Annotated in this window: 19 protein-coding genes; 5 read left to right on the top strand and 14 right to left on the bottom strand. The window is 71.9% G+C overall.

Going from position 1 to position 23,992, the window contains the following annotated elements; genetic code table 11:
* Positions 1-258: 258 nt before the first annotated feature.
* Entirely contained in the window at positions 259-1,098 is an 840-nt protein-coding gene (locus KBX43_RS17415) for a helix-turn-helix transcriptional regulator (protein WP_064447392.1), read from the bottom strand.
* Positions 1,099-1,184: 86 nt separating this feature from the next.
* Between KBX43_RS17415 and KBX43_RS17410 the strand changes: the two genes are divergently transcribed.
* Positions 1,185-1,964 carry an SDR family NAD(P)-dependent oxidoreductase gene (locus tag KBX43_RS17410; RefSeq protein ID WP_104115323.1) on the top strand — a complete coding sequence of 260 codons (780 nt, stop codon included), beginning with the start codon at positions 1,185-1,187 and terminating at the stop codon, positions 1,962-1,964.
* Between the two features lie 5 nt (positions 1,965-1,969).
* Here the strand turns inward: KBX43_RS17410 and KBX43_RS17405 are convergent, their stop codons facing one another.
* From KBX43_RS17405 to KBX43_RS17345, 13 genes are all read right to left on the bottom strand, one after another.
* Positions 1,970-2,662, bottom strand: coding sequence for a DUF4386 domain-containing protein (locus KBX43_RS17405; protein WP_069090016.1), 693 nt, complete (start codon positions 2,660-2,662; stop codon positions 1,970-1,972).
* A 159-nt stretch (positions 2,663-2,821) separates the two neighbouring features.
* Entirely contained in the window at positions 2,822-3,910 is a 1,089-nt protein-coding gene (locus tag KBX43_RS17400) for a hypothetical protein (protein ID WP_043325226.1), read from the bottom strand.
* Positions 3,911-3,956: 46 nt separating this feature from the next.
* Positions 3,957-5,099, bottom strand: coding sequence for an SPFH domain-containing protein (locus tag KBX43_RS17395; protein ID WP_030499593.1), 1,143 nt, complete (start codon positions 5,097-5,099; stop codon positions 3,957-3,959).
* A 114-nt stretch (positions 5,100-5,213) separates the two neighbouring features.
* Positions 5,214-6,290 carry a glycosyltransferase family 2 protein gene (locus KBX43_RS17390; protein ID WP_223201151.1) on the bottom strand — a complete coding sequence of 359 codons (1,077 nt, stop codon included), beginning with the start codon at positions 6,288-6,290 and terminating at the stop codon, positions 5,214-5,216.
* 55 nt (positions 6,291-6,345) lie between these two features.
* The gene (locus KBX43_RS17385) at positions 6,346-8,157 is read right to left on the bottom strand and encodes a hypothetical protein (protein ID WP_187692477.1); all 1,812 of its coding nucleotides are present in this window, start codon (positions 8,155-8,157) and stop codon (positions 6,346-6,348) included.
* Between the two features lie 88 nt (positions 8,158-8,245).
* Entirely contained in the window at positions 8,246-8,836 is a 591-nt protein-coding gene (locus KBX43_RS17380; RefSeq protein WP_113973288.1) for a DinB family protein, read from the bottom strand.
* A gap of 43 nt (positions 8,837-8,879) precedes the next feature.
* Positions 8,880-9,296 (bottom strand): PPOX class F420-dependent oxidoreductase, encoded by a 417-nt coding sequence (locus KBX43_RS17375; protein ID WP_030499597.1) that lies wholly within the window; start codon positions 9,294-9,296, stop codon positions 8,880-8,882.
* Between the two features lie 104 nt (positions 9,297-9,400).
* Positions 9,401-10,525: an RICIN domain-containing protein gene (locus KBX43_RS17370; RefSeq protein WP_043325219.1), complete on the bottom strand. Its 1,125-nt coding sequence runs from the start codon at positions 10,523-10,525 to the stop codon at positions 9,401-9,403.
* Positions 10,526-10,536: 11 nt separating this feature from the next.
* Positions 10,537-12,276 (bottom strand): family 43 glycosylhydrolase, encoded by a 1,740-nt coding sequence (locus KBX43_RS17365; protein WP_210885550.1) that lies wholly within the window; start codon positions 12,274-12,276, stop codon positions 10,537-10,539.
* 124 nt (positions 12,277-12,400) lie between these two features.
* Complete coding sequence (locus tag KBX43_RS17360; protein WP_069090013.1) at positions 12,401-14,809, bottom strand: ricin-type beta-trefoil lectin domain protein; 2,409 nt, start codon at positions 14,807-14,809, stop codon at positions 12,401-12,403.
* Between the two features lie 50 nt (positions 14,810-14,859).
* Positions 14,860-16,335 (bottom strand): arabinofuranosidase catalytic domain-containing protein, encoded by a 1,476-nt coding sequence (locus KBX43_RS17355; RefSeq protein ID WP_043325214.1) that lies wholly within the window; start codon positions 16,333-16,335, stop codon positions 14,860-14,862.
* Positions 16,336-16,664: 329 nt separating this feature from the next.
* Positions 16,665-17,981, bottom strand: coding sequence for a cellulose binding domain-containing protein (locus KBX43_RS17350; protein ID WP_043325212.1), 1,317 nt, complete (start codon positions 17,979-17,981; stop codon positions 16,665-16,667).
* A 353-nt stretch (positions 17,982-18,334) separates the two neighbouring features.
* Positions 18,335-19,522: an ROK family transcriptional regulator gene (locus KBX43_RS17345; RefSeq protein ID WP_187692475.1), complete on the bottom strand. Its 1,188-nt coding sequence runs from the start codon at positions 19,520-19,522 to the stop codon at positions 18,335-18,337.
* Between the two features lie 342 nt (positions 19,523-19,864).
* On the opposite strand from KBX43_RS17345, the gene KBX43_RS17340 reads away from it, so the two are divergent.
* The 4 genes from KBX43_RS17340 to KBX43_RS17325 all read left to right on the top strand — a co-directional run bounded on the left by KBX43_RS17340 (position 19,865) and on the right by KBX43_RS17325 (position 23,982).
* Positions 19,865-20,980, top strand: coding sequence for a substrate-binding domain-containing protein (locus KBX43_RS17340; RefSeq protein ID WP_043325211.1), 1,116 nt, complete (start codon positions 19,865-19,867; stop codon positions 20,978-20,980).
* A gap of 63 nt (positions 20,981-21,043) precedes the next feature.
* A complete protein-coding gene (locus tag KBX43_RS17335; protein ID WP_043325210.1) occupies positions 21,044-22,036 on the top strand; it encodes a phosphotriesterase in 993 nt (330 codons plus the stop codon).
* On the top strand, positions 22,036-23,001 hold the full coding sequence (locus tag KBX43_RS17330; RefSeq protein ID WP_210885494.1) for an ROK family protein: 966 nt from the start codon (positions 22,036-22,038) through the stop codon (positions 22,999-23,001). Before KBX43_RS17335 ends, KBX43_RS17330 begins: the two co-directional genes overlap by 1 nt.
* Entirely contained in the window at positions 23,002-23,982 is a 981-nt protein-coding gene (locus KBX43_RS17325; RefSeq protein ID WP_030499606.1) for an ABC transporter permease, read from the top strand.
* The last annotated feature ends 10 nt before the right edge of the window (positions 23,983-23,992 follow it).

The following is a 23,992-nucleotide window of genomic DNA, read 5'->3' as shown; positions in this document are numbered from 1 at the left end:
ACCCATCGGCTACCTCCACCTCAACCCCGACAAGAACTACATCCCCCTCACCCCCACCCCCACGATCCACAACCCCTGACACATCTATCGGGACTTCCCGTTGACACATGTCCCGGGACATGACAGCCCCTGTAGGGGCGCTCTCGTACCAAGATCTTCCCGCATCTCGCTATTCGGAACGCGCATCCCGCATTCTCGCCGAGATCGGCCCGTTGCCCCGAGCCGGTGCGGCCCGTGGAGGGCCGGCTCGGCGCGGGCTCAGCGCTCGGCGGTCATGCGCTGGGTGCCGATCACGGAGAGCAGCCGCAGCGCCTCCTCCGAGGGCGAGCCGGGCGTGGCGGTGTAGATGACCACCTGCTGGTCGCGGTCGGTGATGTCGAGGACGTCGCAGTTCACAGTCACCGGCCCGACCAGCGGGTGCCGGAACGTCTTGCACAGCGTCCGCGCGCCGCCGACGTCGTGGGAGGCCCACAGGCGGGCGAACTCCGCGCTGCCGGCGAGCAGGTCCGCTATCAGCGCGGCCATCTCCGGGTCGTCCGGATAGCGGGCCGCGGCGGCGCGCAGCCGCCCGACCGAGTGGCGGGCGAACTCGCTCGCGTCCGACACGCCGTACATCAGGTGCGGGCCGAGGAACGCCCGACGGACCAGGTTGCGATCCCGCCGGGACACCGCGGAGAAGTCCTCCATGAGCGCCGCCGCGAGGTCGTTCCAGGCGATCACCTCGAACGTCGCCGAGGTCACGAACGCCGCCGCCTGCGGCAGCCGGTGCAGCAGGTCCAGCACGCTCTGCCGTACCTCCCGGGGTGGCCCGGGCGGCGGCGCGGGCGGCTCCCCGGCCAGGTGGTGGAGGTGGTCGCGTTCGGCGTCGGACAGCCGCAGCGCGCGGGCCAGCCCGGCCAGCACCTCCCGCGACGGACGCGGAGCCCGGCCCTGCTCCAGCCGGGTGTAGTACTCGGTCGAGATGAACGCCAGCCGCGCCGCCTCCTCGCGGCGCAGCCCCGGGGTGCGGCGACGCCGCCCGGCGGGCAGGCCCACGTCGGCCGGGGCGATCCGCTCCCGCCTGCTGCGCAGGAACACTGCCAGCTCACGTCGGTCCACGACCCCAGTGTGCCCGTGCACGGCGGCTGGTAGCCAGGTACCGCCGGTGCCTGGATGGGCTCCGCGCCCGGCCGCAGGCTTGCCGCATGGACACCACACGAACCACTGAGGGCCTGCTCGCAGACAAGGTCGCGTTCATCACCGGCGCCGGGCGGGGCATCGGCGCCGCGGCGGCCCGGCTGTTCGCCGCCGAGGGCGCCCGGGTGCTGCTCGCCGCCCGGACCGAGGAACAGTTGAAGGCGGTCACCGAACAGGTCCGGGCCGCCGGCGGCACCGCCGAGTACGTCGTCTGCGACCTGGCCGACGCGGCGAGCGTGCGCGCCGCCGTGGACCGCGTCGTCGAGGTGTACGGCCGCCTCGACGTCGCCTTCAACAACGGCGCGACGATCGTGCCGCCCGGACCGATGGACCGGGTGCGCGAAGAGGACTTCGACCACCTCTACACCGTCAACCTCAAGGGACCGTGGCTCGCCATGGTCGCCGAGGTCGCCGCGATCCGGGCCACCGCCGGCACCGGCGCGATCGTGAACAACTCCAGCGTCGGCAGCCTGATGGGCAACCCCGCGCTGCCCGCGTACGGCGCGATGAAGCGCGCGGTGAACAGCCTCACCGAATCCGCGGCTATCACCTACGGCCCGGAGGGCATCCGGGTCAACGCGATCGCCCCGGGCAGCACGCTCACCGAGATGATGCGCGCCTGGGACGCGGAGTCACCCGGGATCATCGAGCGGCTCGCCGCCGCCAGCCCGTTGCGCCGGGCCGCCGAACCCGACGAGATCGCCCAGGCCGCCGCGTGGCTGCTCAGCGACCGCGCCTCCTTCGTCACCGGTACGGTGCTGCGGGTCGACGGCGGCGCGCGGGCCTGACCGGCTCAGACGGTGGCGTCCTGGACCGGCCGGGGCGCGACCGTGCCGTCCGTGACCGGCTTGAAGCCCTTGACGACCAGGTAGACGCCGAGCGAGAACTCCCACACCGCGATGGGCAGCGCGGCGACCGCCGCCACCGGGGACAGCCGGTCCCAGGCGCCGAACAGCGTGCCCAGATCGGAGGCGACGAGCAGCGGCGCCCCGGCGAGCCCGAGCACCGGCAGGATGCGCGGCACCAGGCGGGACTGGTAGAGCAGGGAGCCCAGCAGCAGGGCGTTCACGGCCGGGAGGAGCGCCTGGCTGAGCAGGAACACCGAGTCGTAGAAGGCGACGAGTGTCCGGCCGGTGACCAGCGCGTCCGGTTCGGCGCCGGCCCGCCGCAGGGCGACCAGGGTCAGGATGCTCGCGACGCCGATGAAGATGCCGGCGGCCTCCAGCACGCGGGCGGCGACGAAGCCCAGCGCACGCGCCTCACCCTGCCGCTTGAGCACCGGGTGCAGCGCGATCGCGGTGCCGATGCAGGCGAGGGCGACGATCACCTCCAGGACGCCGCCGACGACGACCGGGGTGTCCGGCGTGCCGCCGAGTATGTAGTCCGCCTCGCGTATCGGGGCGTACAGCGTGAGGGTCGGGATCGAGACGAAGGTGAGCAGGTAGAACCCGCCCGCGACCAGCGACGTCTTGCGCAGTGAGTCCATCGGGGCTGCCCTCCGCCGCTCGGCCGGTGGTCGTTCCCTCACTCTGCGGCGGATCGGCGCGGCGGCGAATCGGCCGCTCGGTCAGACTCCTCGCGCGATGCGCACGGGCCACCGGTAACGGATACCGGTGGCCCGTGGGCGTACGACAGCGCGGCGACGCTAACGGTTCATCATGAGCGCCACCACTACGGCGACGAGCACCAGCGCGGCGAACACCGCCGCCGCGATCTTCGCGGCGCTGTACGGCCGCTCACCGATCACCTCGCCGGTGCGCGCGTTCACCAGCACCTGGTACGAGCGGCCGGCGTGCAGGTACGCGGCGATCCACACCGGCAGCAGGATCAGCTTGTACGACACGTCGGAGTACGTGGTGTCCACTGCGGACACCCGTTGCTCGTCACCGCCGATGTCCGACCGGCAGTCCCCCTCGATGACCGGCGCCATCCGCGCCTTCGCCTCGGTCAGGCCCGCCTCGGGCTCGGTGTCGTACCGCAGCGCCTGGTATCCGGCCAGGTAGTCGCCGTGGTACGCGGCCGCCTCGGTCAGCGGCCACGGCGCCAGCTTGTCCAGCTGCTCGGTGGGCAGGTGGGTGGTGGCGGGCACCAGCACGTCGTCGAAGTCCCGGCTGACGGTGCCGGCGGCCGGATGCCACCGGGTGTGCCGCACCTGCCGGGTCCGCGTCTCCTGCTTGCCGTCGACGGTCACCGTGTACGTCTCGGTGACGTAGTAGTACTCGCCCCGCTGACCCCGGTAGTCCGACACGGTCCGCGCGTCGAACGTCCAGTGCGGCAGGTACGTGCCCTTCAGCGTCTCCGCCTCGCTGACCTTCTTCAGGCTCCCCGGCGCGAACCAGCGGCTGCGGCACCACTGGCCCAGCGCCGTCCGTACGCCGTTGCGGTCCACCGCGAACGGCAGCACCGCCTCCGGCGCGATCAGCTCGCCCGCCGCGGCGTCGGCCACCAGCGGCGTGGCGCAGAACTGGCAGCGCTGCGCCAGCACGTCGCTCTCCGTCCGGGCCCCGCAGCCCGGGCAGACGAACGTGTGCGCCCCGACGCTCGCCACCGGCTTGCGGGGCAGCGACGCGAGATCCGCGTACGCGTGCTCGCGCACCTCGCGGCCCGCGCCGGCGATCTCCTGCCGGTGCCCGCAGTACGGGCAACTGAGCGTCGTCGTGCCCGGCGCGAACTCCACCCGGGCCCCGCAACCCCCGCACCGGTACGAGGGCGGGGAGACAGTCGTGTCGCTCATGCCGGCACCTGCCCGGTGCGGGGACGACTCACCCGCTGACGTGCGTTCATTGCGGCGGCAGCGGCGGCGGGACGCTGGCCAGCACCGACGCCAGCTCCGGCACCTGTCCGGCGGGCTGCCACTGCGCCATCCCGGCACGCCAGACCAGCGTGTCCGGGCCGAGCGCGCCGGCGCCCGCCTGCTCGGCCAGCCCGCCGAGGTCGTACGGGCCCTGCCGCTGGCCACCGACGCCGACGTACCACTGGGCCTGGCCCGGCAGCGGCGGCGGCTCGGCGGCGCCCGGCTGCGCGGCCGACGGCTGCGCGGGGGCCGGCGCCGGCTGCGTGGCCCCGCCGCCGCCCATCGTCCGGGCCATCTGCTGGCCCATCGCCATGCCCAGGCCCAGGCCGATGCCCGCGCCCGCCTCGCCGCCCGGGTTGTTCGCCGCGGCCTCCATCGCGTTCGCGGCCTGGAAGCGGGTGTAGCGGTCCAGGTCGCCGACCGCGCCCATGCTGGTCCGCTTGTCCAGCGCCTGCTCGACCTCCGGCGGCACCGACACGTTCTCGATGACGAACTTGGGGATCGCGATACCGACCTCGGCCAGTTCCTCGGTCAGCACGGCGGCCAGCCGCCGGCCGATCGCGTCCTGGTGCGCGGCGAGGTCCAGCAGCGGCACGCCGGCCGTGGCGAGCGCGCCGCCGAGCCGGCCCACGATCAGCTGCCGCAGGTACTCCTGCACCTCCTCGGTGCGGAACTGCGGGTCGGTGCCGACCAGCTCACGCAGCAGCTGCGCCGGGTCGACCACCCGCGCCGCGAAGGCGCCGAACGCCCGCACCCGGACCACGCCGAACTCGGCGTCGCGCAGGATCACCGGGTTCTGGGTGCCCCACTTCATGTCCGTGAACTGCCGGGTGTTGACGAAGTACACCTCGGCCTTGAACGGCGAGTTGAAGCCGTACTTCCAGCCCTTCAGGGTGGACAGGATCGGCAGGTTGCGGGTCTCCAGCGTGTACGTTCCCGGCGGGAAGACGTCGGCGATCTTCCCCTCGTTGACGAACACCGCCGTCTGGGACTCCCGGACGACCAGCTTGGCGCCCATCTTGATCTCGTTCTGATACCGGGGGAACCGCCAGACGATCGTGTCCCGGCTGTCGTCCAGCCACTCGACGATGTCGATGAGCTCGCCCCGGAGCTTGTCCATCAGCCCCATCGCAACCCTTTCCTCGGCGCCGTTCTCCGGCGTCGCGGGCGACGATAGCAACCCCCCGCCACCTGCGAAAAGAGAACAATGGTGCGCTGATCGGCGCACACCGATCGCCGTCGTTCAGCCGGTGTCGCCGCTCATCGATTCCCCGCCCCCGTGACGCCGGGAGGCATCTCGGGACGGATCCTCCCAAGCCGGCGCCGCACGTGGACCCCGGTCGGTGGACCACGCGGCGCGCTGGTTCGGCAGCCGGGGCGGGCCGCCGGTCTCCGGGACCGGACGTTCGGTCTCCTGCACCAGATAGTGCGGCCGGCGTTTGGTCTCGTAGTAGATCCGGCCGATGTACTCGCCGATCACGCCCAGGATCATCATCTGAATCCCGCCGAGGCCGATCACGCTGACGATGATGGTGGTGTAACCGGGCACGTCGATGCCCTTCTCCACGGCGTCGGCGACCACCCACGCCATGTAGCCCACCGCGATGAGCGTGAGGAAGAGCCCGCCGTAGATCGCCAGGCGCAGCGGCCGGTTGTTGAACGACAGCAGACCGTCGAACGCGTAGTTGAACAGCTTGCCGAACGTCCACCGGCTCCGCCCCGCCTGCCTGCTCTCGTTGCGGTGCGCCACCACCACGGTGCGGAAGCCGATCCACGAGAACAGGCCCTTGGAGAAGCGGTTGTACTCGGGCATCGCCAGGATCGCGTTCACCGCGAGCCGGGACAGCAGGCGGAAGTCACCCGCGCCGTCCAGCAGGCGGACGTCTATCCACCAGTTGACCAGGCGGTAGAACGAGCGTGAGGCGACCATCCGGATGAACCGGTCGCCGCGCCGGTCGCGGCGGGCGATCACCTGGTCGAAGCCCTGGCGGTAGAGCGCGACCATCTCGGGCAGCAGGCGCGGCGGATGCTGCAGGTCGGCGTCCATGATGACGACCGCGTCGCCGGTGGCCCGGTGCAGCCCGGCGAGCATGGCCGCCTCCTTGCCGAAGTTGCGGCTCAGCGACGTGTAGCAGACCGTCGGGTCGGCGGCGGCGAGCCGGCGCAGCGCCGCGAGCGTGCCGTCCTCGCTGCCGTCGTCGACGTACACCACCTCGACGTCCACGTCGGGCAGCTCGGCGAGCGCGGTGCTGAGCATCTCGTGCAGCCGCTCCACCGACTCTTCCTCGTTGAAGCAGGGCACCACCACCGACAGCCGCATCGGCGTCGTCCCGCCCGGCCCGGCGCCCGGGCGCGGGCCTCCGGCGCCGGCGGCGTCAGAGCCGGTAGACGAGCGTGCCATCGAGGTCCTCCCGGGTGATGCCCAATCCGTCAACGGGCCGGTTCTCGATGCCCTCCCACGGCGTGCCCGCCGCGCGGCTCGGCACCGCGACGACCGACCGGACGCCGATGCCGCGCAGGTACGCCACGCTGCCCGCGTCGGGGAACGTCGCCACGGCGACCCGGGTCTGCGCCTGGGTGACCGGCTCGAAACCGCCGAGCCCGTTGGTGATCCGGGGGAACCCGTCGGTGGACCAGAGCATGTAGTTCAGGTCGCCGATCCCGCCGGCGGGCAGCACCAGCATCGGCTCCGGCGCGGTACGCATCGCGGCCGGCGGCGTCGGCACGACCGGGTGCGGCGTGCGGTTGACGCCCTCCAGCGTCACCAGCGCGAGCGGCACCAGCAGGACCAGCGGCGCCACGGCCCGGGACCAGCGGTGGGCCGAGGGCCGGTGCCAGGACTCGGCGAGCGCGGTGACCAGCCCGGCGGCCAGCACCGCCAGCAGCAGGCTGGTCCAGTGCATCATCCGGCCCGGCGTGCGCAGCGCGTCCCAGCCGGGCAGGAGCGTGGACAGCGTCAGATAGCCGGGGTCGCCGTCCCCGCCGAGGGTGGCGCCCAGGCCGAGCAGCACGGTGCCGAGCACGCCGAGCCCCAGCGCGACCCGGTGCCGCACCGGGAACGACGAGACGAACAGCCCCGCCGCGGCCAGCCCGATCAGCGTCATCCCGGGCAGCAGCGCCATCTCCGGCGGCCAGGTCAGCTGCTCCCGGGCGGCGGCGTGCCGTTCCCCCCACAGCCACGAGTCGCCGGGCGCGGTGATGAACCCGATCAGCGGAGGGGAGAACATCTTGGTCCAGTCCAGCGAGCGGACGGCCTGCGGGTTGAGGTCGACGACGCGCAGGTAGACCAGGCCGAGCAGCAGCGTCACGGCGCCGAACACGGCGCCGCCGGCCAGGTCCGCGATCAGCAGCCGGCGGCCGAACGGCGGACGCTCCCGCTTGCGCCACCAGGACCAGCCGTAGCAGCCGGCCGCCACCAGCACGGCGGCCAGCAGGAAGTAGACGAGCGGCAGCCCGATGCCGAAGCCGAGCGTGACCTGCCAGGCGGCGACGAGCCACCCGGCCACCGCCCAGCCGGGACGGCGGCGCTCCGGCCGGTAGCCGTGGCGCAGCGACCAGCCGTGACCCCGGGCCAGCATCGCCAGGGCCAGCGCGATCCCGCCGCTGGACAGGATGTTCAGGTGGCCGGAGTGCGCCAGCCGCCAGGGCGCGTACGCCCACGCGATCCCGGCGACCGCGCCGCCCCAGCGGTTCGCGCCGAGCTGCCGGGCCAGCGCGTACGCCCCGAGGAACGCCAGCGCGTGCAGCAGCACGTAGAGCACGTTGTAGCGGATCACGGCGGCCTCGAAGCCGGAGCCGACCATCCCGAACGGCGCGTAGCCGAGCAGCGTGTCGCTGTAGGCGTAGGTGTAGCGCTCCGGGAAGAACGTGTTCGAGTGCCAGAGGTTGGCCGGGTCGTTGAGCAGGGCGTGCCCCGACCAGGCGACCTGCCACGCCTGCAACGTGGGGTCGCCCAGGTCGCCGGGGATGGTGGTCGCCGGGTGCCGCATCGTCGGCCAGGTCAGCACCACCGCCAGCAGCAGGCTGCCCAGGATCGCCAGCGTCCACTCCGGGTTCGGCCGCCATCGGCGTCTGCCGTCCACAGGCCGTTCGTCGGAGGGGCGGTCGTCCGAGGGCCGGTCGGCGGGAGGCTGCTCGGGACCGGTGTCCTCAGCGGTCGGCGGGGCGACGGCGGGCCGGATCTTCATGGGATAGATGCTTCACGATGCTGCTGGTCCTGTCGATCCACTGTCCGAAATGTGGTTGAAACTTCCGGCCGCATTACCGGAAAACCGCCTACGCGAACCGGTCGGCGAGCGCCGACAGCCGGTCGACGTACGCCGGCCAGTCGTAGCCCTCGGGGACGTTCCGGTTCTCCTGCCCCAGCCCGATCGCGGCGTCGTGCTGCTCGCGCAGGATGTCGGCGTGCCCCGCGTGCCGGGCCAGGTCGACGCAGACGTGCACGAGGACCTGGTGCAGCGTCACGTCCTGCCGGCCGGGCAGCCACCACGGCACCCGCCCCGGCGCGTCCAGCGGCAGCGTGTCGATCGTCTCGTCCGCGAACGCCGCGACGCGGCGGTACAGGTCGATCAGCCCGTCCTTGGTCTCGTCCTCGCGGGCGTACCAGTCGGCCTGCGGGTCGGCGTCGAACGTCTCGGTGGCGACCAGCTCCGCCGGTGTGGGGAACTCGCGGCCGAACGTCGGCCCGAAGTAGCCGGCCTCGACGTTCAGGCAGTGCTTGAGCACCCCCAGCAGGTTGTTGCCGGTCGCGGTGCGGGGAAGCCGGGCCTCGCGTTCGCTCAGCCCGTCGAGCTTCCAGATCAGATTCTCCCGGATCGCGCGCAGGTAGTGGTGCAGCGCTGCCTTCGGGTCGTACGGCTCACTCATGCCCGACACTCTTCCGCATGGGTCGGACATCGTGGGGGCGCCGTCAGCCGGTCTGGCTGTTGTCCTTGTGCGCGCCCCACCCGTGCCAGCGCTCGATCTCGATCCACGCGCTGACCCGCTTGCGGTCCCGCCGGGGGTACGGCCGCCCGGTGTAGTGCTGCGAGATCCGGTCGATGTCCGCCAGGCCCTCGTCGTCGCGCAGCTCGACCACCCGCCCGATCAGGCTGACGTGGGTGTACCAGTTCCCCTCGTCCAGCACGGTCAGGGAGACCCGGGGATCGCTGCGCAGGTGTGCCAGCCGGCGGCGGCCCTCGTCCATGTTCACCAGGACGCGGCCGTCCTCCCAGAGGTACCAGGTGGCCGCGGACACCGGCTGGCCGTCGCGAAGCGTGGCGATGACGGCGGGATTCGGCTTGCCCAGCATGGCGACGGCGGGCTCGGGCAGCGGCGGCTTCGACATGGCTCTCACTCTACGTACCCGCCGGGCCCGCCGCTGGTCATGCGGCGGGCGCCGCCCGGACGGGCTCCCCGGCGGACGCCGCCGGGGAGCCCGTCGCACGCCGGTCAGGCGCGTGCGCTCCACTGCTGGTTGGTGCCGCCGTGGCAGTCCCAGAGGTTGATCCTCGTCCCGTTGGCGGTGCCGTAGCCCGCCGCGTCCAGGCAGCGCCCGGACTGGACGCCGCTGATCGTGCCGTTGGCGTTGAGGTTCCACTGCTGGTTGGGCTGGCCGTTGCAGTCCCAGATGATCACGCTGGTGCCGTTCGCGGTGCCCCGTCCGCTGGCGTCGAGGCACTTGTTGCCGAGCACCTGCAACTGCTTGTCCGAGGTGTAGGTCCAGCGCTGCATGGTGCCGCCCCAGCAGTCGTACAGCTGCACCGCGGTGCCGTTCGTGGTGCTGCCGTTCGGCACGTCCAGGCACCGGCCGGAGCCGGCGCCGACGAGCTGCACGTTCTGGTACGTGCCGCCGCCGCTGCCCGGGGTGCCGATGCTGCCGGACACCGACTGCAACGCCCGGTACCAGACCGCCGCCATCTTGTCGTAGCCGGTGGCGGTCGGGTGGATGCCGTCGATCAGGTCGGCGGTGGTCAGCGCCGAGTACTGGTCGACCAGGTGGACGCGCTTGCCGGCGTTCACCTTCGACTGCACGATGCCGGGCAGCGCGGCGTTGAACGTGCGTACCGCCGCCGCCTGGCCGGAGTTGGCGAGCGGGATGATCTGCGCGACGAACACGTCCGCGTTCGGCGCGGTGTTGGTGATGCGGTCGATGAGCGAGGAGAGCCGGTTCGGCGCGGTGGAGACGTTGTAGTTCTGCAGGATGTCGTTGGTGCCGATGTGCAGCAGCACGGTGCGCGGCTGGTAGGCGTTCAGCCAGCCGGTGATGTTGGCGTCGATCTGGTCGATGCGCCAGCCGGGGTGGCCCTCGTGGTCGTGGTCGCCGAGGTTGCCCGGCCCGTTGAACTGGGAGCCGACCAGGTCGACCCGGTAGCCGCCGCCGGCCAGCCGCTGCCACAGGCCGATCCGGTAGCCGCCCGGCACCTGGGTGCCCTCGGTGATGGAGTCACCGAGCGGCATCACGCGGGTGCCGCCGTTGGACTCGGCGGCCGCCGGTCCGGTCGCCGTCAGCACACCGGCGGCCAGCACGGCGAGCGCGGCGCCCGCGGTGAGCCATCTCCGCACAGTGGTACGCATGTGTGCTCCTTTCACGGGGTGGTGCAGGTCAGGGACGGGGTGGTCGGCGAGCCGTTGGCGATGAAGCCGAACGTGGTGGAGCCGGACGCGGGCACGGAGCCGTTGTACGCGGCGTTGCTGACTGTCGCGGTGGAGCCGCTGGTGCTCAGCGTGCCGCTCCAGACCTGGCTGATGCTCTGGCCACCGGCCAGGTTCCACCGCACCGACCACCCGTTGAGCGCCGCGGTGCCGGCCGTGACTGTCACCTCGGCCTGGAAGCCGCCCGACCAGGAGTTCGTGGTGCGGTAGGTGGCGGTGCAGGCGCCACCGCCCGGCGGCGGCGTGGTGGGCGGCGCAGTGGTCGGCGGGGGATCGATCGGCGGCGGCGTGGTGGTCGGCGGGTCGGTGGGCGGCGGCGTGCTCCCGGCGGGGGTGAACCGCCAGTGGTCGATGTTGAACAGCGAGCCGCTGCCGCCGGTGAACCGCAGGTAGAGGTCGTGGGTGCCGGTGGCGCCGCTGACCGCGCAGGTCGTGTCGGCCCAGGTCTGCCAGCCGCCGGTGCCGGACACCCGGCAGGTGCCCACCACCGGGCCGCTGGTGCCGTCCAGCCGCAGCTCGATGGTGCCGCCGCTGCCCGCGGAGGCCACCCGGGCGGTGTACGAGGTCGCGCCGGACCCGAAGGCGACGCCCTTGATCTTGAGGTAGTCGCCGTTGTCGATGAAGCCGACGTTCATCCCGCCGCCGCTGGCCGGCTCGGTCTCCACGCCGGACGCCCAGGCGCTCGTCTCGGCCTCCTGCCGGATGTACGGGTTGAGCGTGCCGATCTGCGGCGCGCCGGTGGTGGTCATGTTGATCGTCGGGATCGAGCCGTCAGCGCCGTAGGAGAACTTCTCCACCGCCACCGACCTGGTGAAACCGCCGCCGCCGGGCAGCGCGCCGTTGTGGTAGAAGAAGTACGAGCCGCCCTTGTAGTCGGTGATGCCGGGGTGGTTGGTGAAGCTGCTGCCCTGGGTGGGCATGACGGTGCCGCGGTACGTCCACGGCCCCAGCGGCCCGGGCGCGGTGGAGTAGGCGATGAACTCCGAGCAGCACTTGGCCGCGAAGACCATGTAGTAGAGGCCGTTGCGCTTGTACACCCACGGACCCTCCTCGTAGAGGGTCGGCCGGTTCGCGTCACCGGTCCGTGCGCCGAATCCCGCCGCGGTCAGCGGGATCTGGGTCGGGCTGCCCGAGTACGAGATCATGTCCGCGTTCAGCTTGACGTACCACAGGCGGGGGTTGCCCCAGTACAGGTACGCCTGGCCGTCGTCGTCGATGAACACGGTCGGGTCGATCTCACCGTTGCTCACCAGCGGGCGCCCGATGGCGTCCCGGAACGGCCCGGTGGGGCTGTCCGCCACCGCCACCCCGATGCCCATCTGGCCGGTGGCCCGCACGACCATCGGCACGTACCAGTAGAACTTGCCGTTGCGGTGGACCGCCTGGCCGGCCCACGCGTCCTGCTTGGCCCAGCTGAACGTGGCGAGGCTGAGCGGCGATCCGTGGTCGGTCCAGTTCACCATGTCGTCGGACGAGTAGACCCGCCACTCCTTCATGGTGAACCAGGTCGAGTTGTCCTCGTCGTGGCCGGTGTACAGGTAGACCCGGTTGTTGTACACGAGCGGGGCCGGGTCGGCCGTGTAGATGGTCTGCACGATCGGGTTGTCCGCCCGGGCGGCGGTCGGGCTCAGCCCGCCGGCGATGGCCGGGGCCAGCCCGAGCAGGGCGAGCATGGTCACCGCCAGAGCGAGCCATCGTCTGGTCCGGCGGTCGGTTCTCCATAGCGTTGACGTCACAGGTCATCTCCCGGGGTAGGCCGCGCCGCGGCGGATGGTGTGGTCGGCGAGGGTCGGGCCGTCACGCCCGGCTCCACTTCTGGCTGTTCGCGCCGGTGCAGGCGGACAGGATGATCGAGGTGCCGTTGCCGGTCCCGCCGCCGTTCGGGCTCAGGCACAGTCCGGACTGGACGCCGGTGATCGTGCCGTCGGTGTTGACGTTCCACTGCTGGTTGGCGCCGCCGTTGCAGTCCCAGATGATCACCCGGGTGCCGGACGAGGTGCCCTGCCCCTCGGCGTCCAGGCACTTGCTCCCGTACACCTGGAGTTGCCGGCTCGACGTCGCCGTCCACTGCTGGTTGGTCCCGCCGTTGCACTCCCACAACGTCACCTGGGTGCCGTTGGTCTGGGACTGGTTCGGCACGTCGAGGCAGCGGCTGGAGTTGGGGTTGAGCCACGCGCCGCTCGTACCGCCGGGGTTGCCACCCGGGCCGGCGACCACCGACAGGTTGTCGAACTGCGCGGTCTCGCCCTGGCTGGTGCCGAAGCCGACCTGGCCGGAGCCGAAGGTGGAGTCGGTGGCCGTGCCGACGGTGGCGCCGTCGATGGTGGCGGTGATGGTGGTGCCGGCGAAGCCCAGCGCGAGGCTGTGCCAGCGGTTGGTGCCGAGCGCCGCGACGTTCCCGCTGCGCAGCGTGGTGAGCTGCCCGGCGGTGTTGTTGCGCAGGATGGACCACGCGCCGGCGTCGGTGACCCGCAGGAAGTAGGCGTTGTAGCGGCCGATCGGGTCCAGGTTGGTGCTGCCGACGCGGCCCTGGATCTGGGCGTAGCCGGACTGTTCGAGCAGGACGTCGGCGGAGACCGTGTAGTTGCCCCAGCTCAGGTTCCCGCCGTAGGTCGCCGGGTCGGCGAGGGTCTTCCAGGTGATGGGCGCCTGCGCGGACATCTGGCGCAGGCACATGCCGGACCGGCCGCCGCCGCAGCCGACGATCTCGAACGCGCCCTGCATGTCCTGGAGGTACTTCGGGAACCGCCCGCTGGCGTAGCTGTCGAAGTCGTCGCGGTACGGCAGGCCCAGCGAGCCCTGCGCCGGGCTGGTGGCGGTGCCCTTGCCCTGCCCGGTCGTGGTGGTGACGGTGTAGAGGTGGCCGGGCTGGGCGGTGAACGTGAACGACCCGCCCGACGGGGTGACGTCCGCGGTGCGGACGAAGAAGTCGTTCGGGTTTGTCGAGTTCAGGTTCGTGGCCCAGATGTGCGCCTGGCCGGTGGACAGCCCGCCGGTGACGGTCATGGTGACCTGCTGGGCCGCGGTGGCGTCCATGGTCTCGATGACGGTGCTGTAGTCGCCGGTGGTGGGCGAGCGCAGCGACACGTAGCTGCCGTTGTTGCGGTTGCCGCCCAGGTAGCCCGAGGCCGAGTCCAGGTAGCGCCAGCCGGGTGCGGTGAACTGGGTGGTGTGGGCCAGCGCCCAGGTGTTCTTGCCGACCGAGTACCAGCCGGACCAGGGCTGGTTGGCCAGGATCAGCCCGACCGTGGACCAGGGCAGGTTCGGCGTGATGGCGGCGATCAGGTCCCAGTTGAGGTAGGCGACCATCCGGCCGTCGATGTAGCCGCGGTTGATGCCGCGGGCCAGCGGCTTGGCGCCGTCGTTGTAGTCCTGCGAGCCGCCCTCGCTGTTCCACAGCGTCTTGCCGGTGGAGGTGGCTGTCGAGGACACGGTGCAGGTGGTCTGCGCGCTGAGGTAGCCGCACGGGTAGTGGCCGCTGAGCACGTCGATGCTGTTGCGCAGCGTGGCGTTGCCGGCGACGGCGTTGGCCGGGCCCCAGCTACCGGGGTAGTCGTCCCCGTAGATGATCTTCACGCCGCTGTAGCCGTTGGCGTTCAGCGCCTGGCGCAGGCTGATGGTCCAGTTCGCGTCCGTCCGCTTCTCGTTCTGGGCGGCGGTGATGTAGTCCATGGTCAGGTTGTGCTGCCGCGCGCAGCCCAGCCAGTCCACGAAGTAGTTGATCATGTCCTGGGACATGAAGTTGCCGTTGCCGATCCACCCGGGAGCGCCCCACGGCAGGGCCGCCAGCTTGATGGCGGGGTTGCGGGCCTTGGCCTGCTCCATGATCCACCACTGGTAGCCGCGGTTGCAGTTGAGATCGCCCCGGACGTGCTCGTGACTCGGCTCGGACCCGCTGGTGGAGTTGGTGTCGCCGCCCATCTCGACCTTGAGGATCTGCAGCGCGGCGCCGTATCCGGGCTTGAACAGGTAGTCCAGGATCTGCCCGCGCTGCGGCTCCGGATAGTCGATCAGCAGCCGGCTGTTGCCGCCGCCGCCGCTGACCGCGCCGACCCCGTCGAACGTCTGGCCGCCGGAGGCGCCGTTGACGGTGATCGAGGTGGCGGCCTGTGCGGGGCCGGCGGTGAGGATCAGGCCGCCGGCGGCGGCCAGGACGGTGACGGCGAACGCCGCCAGCAGTCGGCGTATCCATCTCGGCTCGGACATGACGAGTCCTTTCGGGAGATGCGGAGTGTGGTCGCCGAGTGGCTCGCCGGTCAGCGGTAGCCGGCGGCGACGATGTCGGCCTGGACGGCGTTCTCGGTCGCGTCGGACGGATAGCCCGCGACCATGGCGCCCTCGTAGAAGGTGCCGGCGCTGAGGTTCGCGCCGCCGCCGGGCTTGCAGCAGTCGCCGCCGCTGCCCAGGATGATCGCGCCCTGCTTACGCATCGGGCTGTAACCGGCCGGCAGCGACCCGTCGTAGAGCGTGTAGAGGCCGCCGGACTGGGCGTTGCTGCCCTTGATGGCGAACCGCGAGGTGCCGTTGTTCTTCAGGGTGGCGGTGACGAACCGGTTGGTGAACGCCCGCTGGTTCGGGTTCCAGGACTGGCTGCCGCCCGGGTAGAGACCCCACTCCAGGTCGGCCTGCACCCAGGGGCCGCTGCCGGAGCAGCCGCCGAACCAGCAACTGGTGCTGAAGTTGATCGCGTCCATCGCCCCCGCCGCGTCGGCGCTGCGGGTGGTCTCGCTGTTGCCGTAGTCGAAGCAGCAGCCGCTGTTGACGTGGGTGCCGCTGGTCACCATGTACATGCCCTCGGGGGCGGAGCCGGTGGGGACGCCGGTCAGGTGGCCGTCCCGCCAGTAGCTGTTCCCAGGGTTGATGTAGAGGGAATACGCCCGGGCGCCGCCGACCGTCAGCGACTCGCTCGTCGCGTTCGCGGGCCGGCTGGAGGTGGAGCCGGGGACCTGCGCGGAGCCCTGGTACCACAGGTCGTTACCGCGTCCCGACTGGTCGAACACGGCGGTGATCACGCAGCTCGTACCGGAGCAGAACGCGTCCTGCGCAGCGGCGTCGGCGTAGCCGCCCGCGCTCACCAGCCCGATGTTGCGGGTGGCGTTGTCCGAGGAGCGGCGGACCTGGTAGAGGTTGCCGCCGTACGCCGAGAACAGCGCCCGGGTGGTGCTGTGCGCCGCGACGCACGGGGTGCCGCCCGCGGCGTAGATGTCGCACGGCCGGCCGCCGGGCGGCGGCGTCGAGGTGGGCGGCGGTGACGACGGTGTGGTCGAGACGTTCCACCGCTGGTTTGCCTGTCCGTTGCAGGTCCACAGGATGATCCTGGTGCCGTTGGCGGTGCCCGCGTTCGTCGCGTCCAGGCACAGCCCGGACTGCTGACCGGTGACGGTGCCGGCCGAGGTGATGTTCCACTGCTGGTTGGCCTGGCCGTTGCAGTCCCAGATGATCACCGTCGTGCCCGGGCTGGTGCCCTGGCCGTTGGCGTCCAGGCATTTGTTGCCGTACACCGTGAGCTGCTTCGCCGACGTGTACGTCCAGCTCTGCGGCGTGCCGCCGGTGCAGTCGTACAGCTGGACCTGGGTGCCGTTCGTGGTGCTGCCGTTGGGGACGTCGACGCAGCGGCCGGACTGCACGCCCACGATGGAGCCGGGCCCGGGGGCGGCCACGGCGCTTCGGGTCTGCGCGGCCACGGCGGCGCCGGCGACGGCCAGGACGAGCACCAGGGCGGAGATGGTCATACGCGGTGGTCCGGATCGGACGGACCGGGGACGGGGGATCACCATGACGGCTCCTCGGATACGCGCGAGCACCCGACCGTCCGGCACGGTGCCTCGCGAGTTGTGGATGGCCGTCGGCGTAAGCGCTAACAGTGGTGTGGCGGCGGCCCCGACATGTCGGTGGTGGTGGCCTGTGGGGTCGTAAATGTTAGCGCGAACATCGACCAGGGTTAATTAGAGCACATCCCGGCGTCCGGCGGGACCTCAGTTGTCCCGGCGGTGCCGGGCCGAGGGCGGCGGCGTGCCACCCACGGCCCGGCTCCCCGTGCGGGGGTTCGGCGGTACGGAGATCAGGGACTGGTGCAGCTGACTCCGCTGGGCGCGGTGGCCCCGTTTCCGGTGGCGGTGAACCCGAACGTGGTCGAGCCGTTCGCGCCGACCGTGCCGTTGTAGTCGGCGTTGCGGACCGACACCGAGCCGGAGGTGCCCGTGTTGACGCCGTTCCAGAGACTGCTGATCGCCTGGCCGGAGGCCAGGGTCAGGCGTACGGTCCAGCCGTTGAGCGTGGTGGCGCCGTTGTTGGCCACGGTGACCTCGGCCTGGAAGCCGCCCGGCCAGGTGTTCACGGTCCGGTAGGTCGCGGTGCAGGCGCCCGGCTCGCCAGGCGGCGGGGTCGTGACCGGCGGCGTCGTGGGCGGTGCGGTGGTGACCGGCGGCGTGGTCGGCGGCACGGAGGTCGGCGGCGCCGTGGTCGGCGGCGTGGTGGACGCGAACTGGCTGAAGAACCGCCAGATCTCCCCCGAGGTCCAGGTCCGGGAGTCGTTCGGGCTGGACGACCCGTCGACCGGGCTGGGGGTGTGGTCGCCGTCGAACGCGGCCCACTGCACCGGGTAGCCCTCGCGGCAGCCGGAGTACGTGGTGGTGATGTGGGTGAGGCTGCCCCGGCTCGGCTCGCGCGGACTCTGCGCGGTGCAGCCGTTGTTCCGGACGAACGTGTCGCGCAGCGAGCGGCCCATGGAGATGTTCAGCACGCTGTCGTAGATGCCGTGGATGCCGAAGTAGGCGACCGGCTGGGTGCCGCCGTTGCAGCCGCTCAGGTTCGCGCCGGAGATGACGGTGACCGCGCGGACGACGTTGGGCCGGGCGCAGGCCACCGCGTAGCTCATCGCCCCGCCGTAGCTCCAGCCGAGCGCGAACCGCTGGGACGTGTCGACGCAGAGGTCGTTCTCGATCTGCCGGGAGATGTCGTCGAACAGCGTCAGGTCCCGGCCGTTGGTGTTGGCCCAGCCGTTGTCGATGCCCTGCGGCGCGACGAAGATCGTGCTGTTGTTCGACAGCGGCAGCAGGCCGTAGTAGCCGGCCGAGGCGACGTTGTTGGCCGAGCCGTTCAGCCAGTGGAACCCGAAGATCAGCCGGTACGGGTGGTTGCGGTCGTACCCGTCCGGGATGCGCAGGATGTAGCTGCGGTTCTGCCCGCCGCTGGAGATGGTGCGCGTTCCGCTGGACAGCGTCGGCGCCTTGCCGCAGCCGGCGGTCGCCGCGAGCGTGCCGTTTGTCGACGCCTGCGCCGTCTCGCCGAGGTCGGCGCTGAGCGCGCCGCCGGCCGCCGCCGCGAGGAGCACGGCCGCGGCGGCGACGGAGGAGAGAAGGGATGTTCGTTTCGCCATTGCTGGACTCCTTGCCCTGGGTGGTGGTGCAGGCCGGGCCGTCCGTCGATGCCGACGTCGCCTGCGAAGAGGGCGCGGAGCCGTGCGTGCGGCTGGGCCGAAGTCGTCCGGTGGCCGCCTGCGTCGGCGTGCATCGGCGGAGCGGCCCGGACTGGTCACCGATCGGCCGGACGGCGAGGGGACCCTCGTGCGCCGTGCCGATTGCGGGGGTGACGGGGAGCGTGCCCTTCGCTCCCGTGCCGGAACATAGCAGGTTATCGATAACATGTTCAACCGGTCGGTTCCGGAGAAGGAGCGGGCCGGCCGCCGGGTGAACGCTCACAGCAGCGCCCGGCGGGGGCGCTGCCGCCTGCTCAGGAGTGGTCGGCCAGGGCCGGCAGGTCGCAGCCGGCGAGGGCGTCCGGCTGGGGAACGCGGGCGAGGTCCGCCTCGGCGAGCCCGAGCCGCCGGTACGCGGTGTGCAGCGCCGCGACCACGGCGCCCAGCGCGCCGGAGAGGTCACCGAGTTCCGCGCCGTGCACTGCCGCCTCGGCGGCCGGCACGATCTCGTGCAGCCGACCGCGTAGCCGGACCAGGTCGGGTGTGAGCGCGTGGGAGACGCCGCCGCCGAGGACGATCACCTCCGGTTCGTAGGCGACCACCGCCGCGGTGAGGACCACCAGCAGCGCCTGCTCGACGTACTGCTTGACCGGCGCCAGTCGCGGGTCGGCCGAGCGGAACACGTCGGCCGCGTTGTCGAACGACAGGCCGAGTTCGCGGGCGCGGGCGAGGATGCCGGACCCGCTGATGATCCGTTCGAGCGGCGCGCCGAGCGGGCCGGCCGGCAGGTGGCCGAACTCGCCGACCAGGCCGCTGCGGCCCCGGAACAGCCGGCGGTCGATGGCGACGCCGGCGCCGAGTCCGGCCCCGATGGTGAGCATCACCGCTGTCTGCGCGTCCCGGGCGGCGCCGAAGCGCAGTTCCCCGAGCAGCGCGTAGTTGGAGTCGTTGTCGACCTCGACCGCGGCGCCCAGGTGCTTCTCCAGCAGCCGCAGGAACAGCGGGTCCTCCACCTGGGGCAGGTTCGGGGCGTTGGAGACGGCGCGGTCTCCCTGCCGGACGGCGCCGGGCAGGCCCACCGCTACGCAGTCGAGCCGCTCCCGGTCGGCGCCGACGGTCCGCATGATCAGGTCGGCCAGCCACTGGGCCAGCCGGGGCGCGTCGTAGTCGGCGGGTGTGGGCACGGTCCGGCCGGTCAGCGGCCGGGCGGCGAGATCGGCGACCACCAGCCGGACGTTGGAGCCGCCGACGTCGACGCCGCAGACCACGCCGCGTCCGGCGGCGATCGCGACCTGGGTCGCCCGGCGGCCCCGGTTGGTGGTGGGTGCGCCGTCGGTCTCGGTCAGCAGCCCTTCGTCGAGCAGCTGTTCCACGATCCGCGACACGGTGGCGGGGGAGAGGTCGGTCTCGTGGCCGATGGCCGTGCGGCTCACCGGGCCGTGGGTCAGCACGTGGGCCAGCACTGTGGACCGGTTCGCCGCCCGTGGTGCTCGAGATTCCACGCCCACCTCCGCCGATTTTCTTTCCGCCCGAATGTTAAAGCCACGCCGCTGGATGAGCAACCACCCGGACCATGTCGTCTTCCGGCCCGCACCCGGGCGACGGATCCCGCTGAATTCCGAGGTGAGGCCGGTGGTGACGGTCGAACCGAGTGGGTCGAATCTCTGACCAGCGCTCTTGACGGACTGTGATGACCGCGATAATACTTTCACCCTGAACGGAAATAGAGGTCGCCGGCCCAGGGAGGCGGCGCGTGCCCCCGTACGCGCCGTGCCGGTCGCATCGGACCCCCGTGTCAGTCCGGAATCCCGGTTCCGGACCCCGTTGCTGTGAAGGGAAGAGCAATGATTCTCAGCCGTAGACGTGGCGCCGCCCTCGGCGCGCTCTGCGCTCTGGCGCTCATGGTCGGCGCCTGCTCGAACGAGACCTCCGGGAGCGGCGGCGCGTCGAGCGGCCCGCGTACCGAACCCAGCCTGTCGTTCGTCGGCCCCGGCGGCGAGACGCCGACCGCCGCCGACCAGCTCTCGCTGACCGACGAGGAGCGGCAGAAGGTCAAGGACGGCAACTACTCCGCCGCCTTCGTCTGGCACGAGGGCTCCGCGCTGACCAAGGCCGTCGAGTCCGGCGTCCGCAAGGAGTTCGACCAGCTCGGCATCAAGGTGCTCGCCAGCACCAGCGCCGAGTTCGACGCCGCCCGGCAGGCCAACAACGTGCAGACCGTGCTGGCGCTCAAGCCCGACCTGATCGTCACCATCGCCGTCGACCCGACCGCTGCGGCCGCCGCCTTCAAGCCTGCCGTGGACGCCGGCGTCAAGCTTGTCGTGATGACCACCCCGCCGAAGGACTACAAGTCCGGGCAGCAGATCGTCGGCATCGTCACCGCCGACCTGACCGCGTTCGGCAAGGCCAACGCGGAGATGCTCGGCAAGGCGCTCGGCGGCAAGGGCAAGGTCGGCTACGTCTACCACGACGCCGACTTCTGGTTCACCAACCAGCGGGACAAGGCGTTCAAGGACTGGCTGGGCTACCTCTACCCGGACATCGAGATCGTCGAGGAGGCCGGGTTCTCCGACCCGGCGCGTACCGAGGACATCGCCACCGCGATGCTGACCCGCCACGCCGACCTCAAGGGCGTCTACGTCGCCTGGGCCACCGCCGCCGAGGGCGTGCTCGCCGCGACCCGGCAGCAGGGCCGCACCGACGTCAAGATCGTCACGAACGACCTGGAGGCGAACCTCGCCGCCGACATGGTCAAGGGCGGCAACGTCGCCGGCATCGTCGCCAACGGCTCGACCCGGCTCGGCCAGAACCTGGGCGTCGTCGCCGCGTACGGCCTGCTCGGCAAGAAGGCCCCGGAGCTGGTCGTCGGATCGCCGATGGCCGCGACCAAGGACAACATCGCCGACGCCTGGCGCGACGACTACGGCCAGGAGCCCCCGGCCGAGGTGCTCGGCAACTGACGCCGGGCGCGGTCCGGCCCACCGCCGGGTCCGCGAGCACCGCGAGACGAGAGGAAGAAGCACATGGGGTACGTCCAGACAGTCCTCGGACCGGTGCCTCCCGAGTCGCTCGGCCGGGTGCTGAGTCACGAGCACCTCGGCGCGCTGGTGCCCGGGCCGTGGCTGTCCGGCGGCGTCGCCGACGACCGCGCGGACCTCGCCGCCGGGGCGGTACGCGACCTGCCCGAGCTGGGCTTCGGCACGATCGTGGACCTGTCCCCGTACGAGGTGGTCGGTCACGACGTGACGCTGCTGCGCGAGGTGGCACTGCGTACCGGCCTGCACGTGGTCGCCGGATCGGCGATCTACCTGGAGCCGTACTCGCCCGGCTGGGCGCTGCGCGCGAGCGTCGACGAGATGCGGGAACGCTTCGTCGCCGACGCCACCGTCGGTGTCGGGGACACCGGGATCAAGGTCGGCATCTTCGGCGAGCAGGCCACCGGGCTGAACGAGATCACCGCGCACGAGGAGAAGTGCCTGCGTGCCGCCGCCCGCGCCGCCGTCGCCACCGGCCTGGCGCTGAACACGCACACCACGCACGGCACCATGGCGCTGGAGCAGGTCGAGATCCTGCGCGAGGAGAAGATGGACCCCTCCCGCGTCGTCATCGGCCACCTGGACATCAACCCCGACCCGGACTACCTGCGGGCGGTGCTGGCCACCGGCGTCAACATCGCCTTCGACACGCTCGGCAAGCAGTTCTGGGACTTCGTGCTCGCCCCGCTGCCGGAGAACCCGCCGGAGGGCGAGTTCGGCAAGCGGGCGTACCACCGGCCCGACCGCGCCCGGCTCGACATGCTCGCCGGGCTGGTCCGCGACGGGTACGCCGACCGGATCCTGCTCTCGATGGACCTGACCGGCGCGGAGGCGTACCTGAACCCGCGTACGCACGGCCGGCTCGGCTACTCCTACCTGGGCCGGGAGATCGTGCCGGGTCTCACCCGCCTCGGTGTGCCGCCGGAGGCGATCGACCAGATGCTGGCGGCCAACCCGGCCCGACTCCTGACGGTCGGCTGATGGCCGCGCATCCGCGTCCGTCCGGCTACGTCGCCGGCGTCGACCTCGGCGGCACCAAGCTGCGGGCCGCGCTGGCCGACCTCGACGGTCTCGTCGTGAGCGAGCAGGTGCAGCCGACCGACCCCCGGGGCGGCACGGCGGTGGCCGCGCAGATCGACACGCTGCTGCGCGAACTGGCCGCCCGGGCCGGCGTCGACTGGTCCGACGTGCGGGCCAGCGCGATCGGCCTGCCCGGCGTGCCCGACCCGGCGACCGGCGCGATCGAGCTGTCGCCGAACGTCTCCGACCTCGAGGCGCTCGACGTGCGGGCCGAGCTGACCCGCCGCCTGGGGCACCCGGTCGTGCTGGACAACGACGTCAACATGGCCGCCGCCGGGGAGCGGTGGCTGGGCAGCGGGCGTACCCACCGGCACTTCGTGTTCGTGGCGGTCGGCACCGGAGTCGGCATGGGCATCGTGCTGAACGGGGAGCTGGTCCGGGGCGCGCGCGGCGCGGCGGGGGAGATCTCCTACCTGCCGCTGGGAACCGACCCGTTCGACCCGGGCAACCAGGTGAAGGGCGCGCTGGAGGAGGCAGTCGCCGGCGCCGCCCTCGCCGCCCGGTACCGGGCGGTGTCCGGCGAGCAGGCGAGCGTGCCCGACGTCTTCGACCGGGCCGCCGCCGGCGATCCGGTCGCGCTGGCGGCCATCGACGAGGAGGCCCGGCTGATCGCCCTGGCGGTCGTCGCGGTCACCGCCGTCCTGGACCCGGAGGCGGTGATCCTCGGTGGCGGCATCGGCTCCCGGACCGAGCTCGTCGAGCCGGTCCGGCGCTGGGTCGCCGCGCTGAGCACGGGCGTTCCGTTGATCAAGACCAGCCTGCTCGGCGACCGGGCCGGCCTGCTCGGCGCCGTCGCGGTGGCCTGCCGGGAGGCCGGCGTCCACGACGGCACGACCACCTCTTTCCAGACAGCGGAGGGACGATAGATGACCCACACCGATGCGGCGGTGAAGACCAGCGCCGCCCCGGCCTGGCGCCGGATCAACTGGCGCGACTACGTGGTCTACATCGGCTTCGCGGTCGTGTTCCTGTTCTTCGCCGTCACCCAGGGCAGCAACGGCTTCCTGACCACGAGCAACCTCACAAACATCGTCATCCAGACCGCGCCCATCACGATCATGGCGGTCGGGCTGGTCTTCGTGCTGGCCGCCGGCGAGATCGACCTGTCGATCGGCTCGGTCGTCGCGCTCTCCGCGCTGGTCGGCGCGGTGACGCTGCGGGAGACCGACAGCATGCTGCTCGGCGTGGCCGCCGGTCTCGCCGCCGGCGCGGCGGTCGGCCTGGTGAACGGCGTCTTCGTCACCCTGGTCCGGCTGCCCTCCTTCCTGGTCACGCTCGCCACCATGGGCGCGGTGGCGGGCCTGGCCCGCGAGGTCACCGGCCTGCAGTCGGTGCCGGTCAGCAACGACGCGTTCCTCTCCTTCTTCGGCCAGGGCGAGATCCTCGGCATCCCCGGGCTGGTGCTCTGGTCGGTGGCGGCGGCGGTGGTCGGGTACCTGGTGCTGCGCCAGACCCGGTACGGCGCGCACACGCTCGCCATCGGCGACAACGTGGCGGCGGCCCGGGTCAGCGGCATCAAGGTGATCCGCGTCAAGATCATGGTGCTGATGGGCAGCGCGATGTGCGCCGCCCTGGCCGGCCTGCTGTACGCCGGACGCCTCCAGGGCGCCCGGTACACCCTCGGCGAGGCCGACCTGATGTCCGTGATCGCCGCCGTGATCGTGGGCGGCACCAGCCTCTTCGGCGGCAAGGGCTCGATCGTCGGCGCGGTGCTGGGCAGCCTGCTGATGGGCATGCTCAACAACGGCCTGATCCTGGCCGGCCTGTCCGTGTCCCAGCAGATGATGGCGCGCGGCGCGATCATCCTGGTGGCCGTCTCCCTCTCGCTGCGCGAGCGGCGAAGCTGACCCGGAAGGA

Origin of the sequence: Micromonospora sp. C41, from assembly GCF_018070485.1 — a bacterium.
Classification (GTDB): domain Bacteria; phylum Actinomycetota; class Actinomycetes; order Mycobacteriales; family Micromonosporaceae; genus Micromonospora; species Micromonospora chalcea.
This window is presented reverse-complemented; position numbering and strand designations above follow the sequence as displayed.

What these genes read in the sequence shown, in the direction of transcription:
- KBX43_RS17410 (WP_104115323.1), top strand. Translation starts at nt 1,185, where the DNA reads ATGGACACCACACGAACCACTGAGGGCCTGCTCGCAGACAAGGTCGCG.
- KBX43_RS17405 (WP_069090016.1), bottom strand. Translation starts at nt 2,662, where the DNA reads ATGGACTCACTGCGCAAGACGTCGCTGGTCGCGGGCGGGTTCTACCTG.
- KBX43_RS17400 (WP_043325226.1), bottom strand. Translation starts at nt 3,910, where the DNA reads ATGAGCGACACGACTGTCTCCCCGCCCTCGTACCGGTGCGGGGGTTGC.
- KBX43_RS17395 (WP_030499593.1), bottom strand. Translation starts at nt 5,099, where the DNA reads ATGGGGCTGATGGACAAGCTCCGGGGCGAGCTCATCGACATCGTCGAG.
- KBX43_RS17390 (WP_223201151.1), bottom strand. Translation starts at nt 6,290, where the DNA reads ATGCGGCTGTCGGTGGTGGTGCCCTGCTTCAACGAGGAAGAGTCGGTG.
- KBX43_RS17385 (WP_187692477.1), bottom strand. Translation starts at nt 8,157, where the DNA reads ATGAAGATCCGGCCCGCCGTCGCCCCGCCGACCGCTGAGGACACCGGT.
- KBX43_RS17380 (WP_113973288.1), bottom strand. Translation starts at nt 8,836, where the DNA reads ATGAGTGAGCCGTACGACCCGAAGGCAGCGCTGCACCACTACCTGCGC.
- KBX43_RS17375 (WP_030499597.1), bottom strand. Translation starts at nt 9,296, where the DNA reads ATGTCGAAGCCGCCGCTGCCCGAGCCCGCCGTCGCCATGCTGGGCAAG.
- KBX43_RS17370 (WP_043325219.1), bottom strand. Translation starts at nt 10,525, where the DNA reads ATGCGTACCACTGTGCGGAGATGGCTCACCGCGGGCGCCGCGCTCGCC.
- KBX43_RS17365 (WP_210885550.1), bottom strand. Translation starts at nt 12,276, where the DNA reads ATGCTCGCCCTGCTCGGGCTGGCCCCGGCCATCGCCGGCGGGCTGAGC.
- KBX43_RS17360 (WP_069090013.1), bottom strand. Translation starts at nt 14,809, where the DNA reads ATGTCCGAGCCGAGATGGATACGCCGACTGCTGGCGGCGTTCGCCGTC.
- KBX43_RS17355 (WP_043325214.1), bottom strand. Translation starts at nt 16,335, where the DNA reads ATGACCATCTCCGCCCTGGTGCTCGTCCTGGCCGTCGCCGGCGCCGCC.
- KBX43_RS17350 (WP_043325212.1), bottom strand. Translation starts at nt 17,981, where the DNA reads ATGGCGAAACGAACATCCCTTCTCTCCTCCGTCGCCGCCGCGGCCGTG.
- KBX43_RS17340 (WP_043325211.1), top strand. Translation starts at nt 19,865, where the DNA reads ATGATTCTCAGCCGTAGACGTGGCGCCGCCCTCGGCGCGCTCTGCGCT.
- KBX43_RS17335 (WP_043325210.1), top strand. Translation starts at nt 21,044, where the DNA reads ATGGGGTACGTCCAGACAGTCCTCGGACCGGTGCCTCCCGAGTCGCTC.
- KBX43_RS17330 (WP_210885494.1), top strand. Translation starts at nt 22,036, where the DNA reads ATGGCCGCGCATCCGCGTCCGTCCGGCTACGTCGCCGGCGTCGACCTC.
- KBX43_RS17325 (WP_030499606.1), top strand. Translation starts at nt 23,002, where the DNA reads ATGACCCACACCGATGCGGCGGTGAAGACCAGCGCCGCCCCGGCCTGG.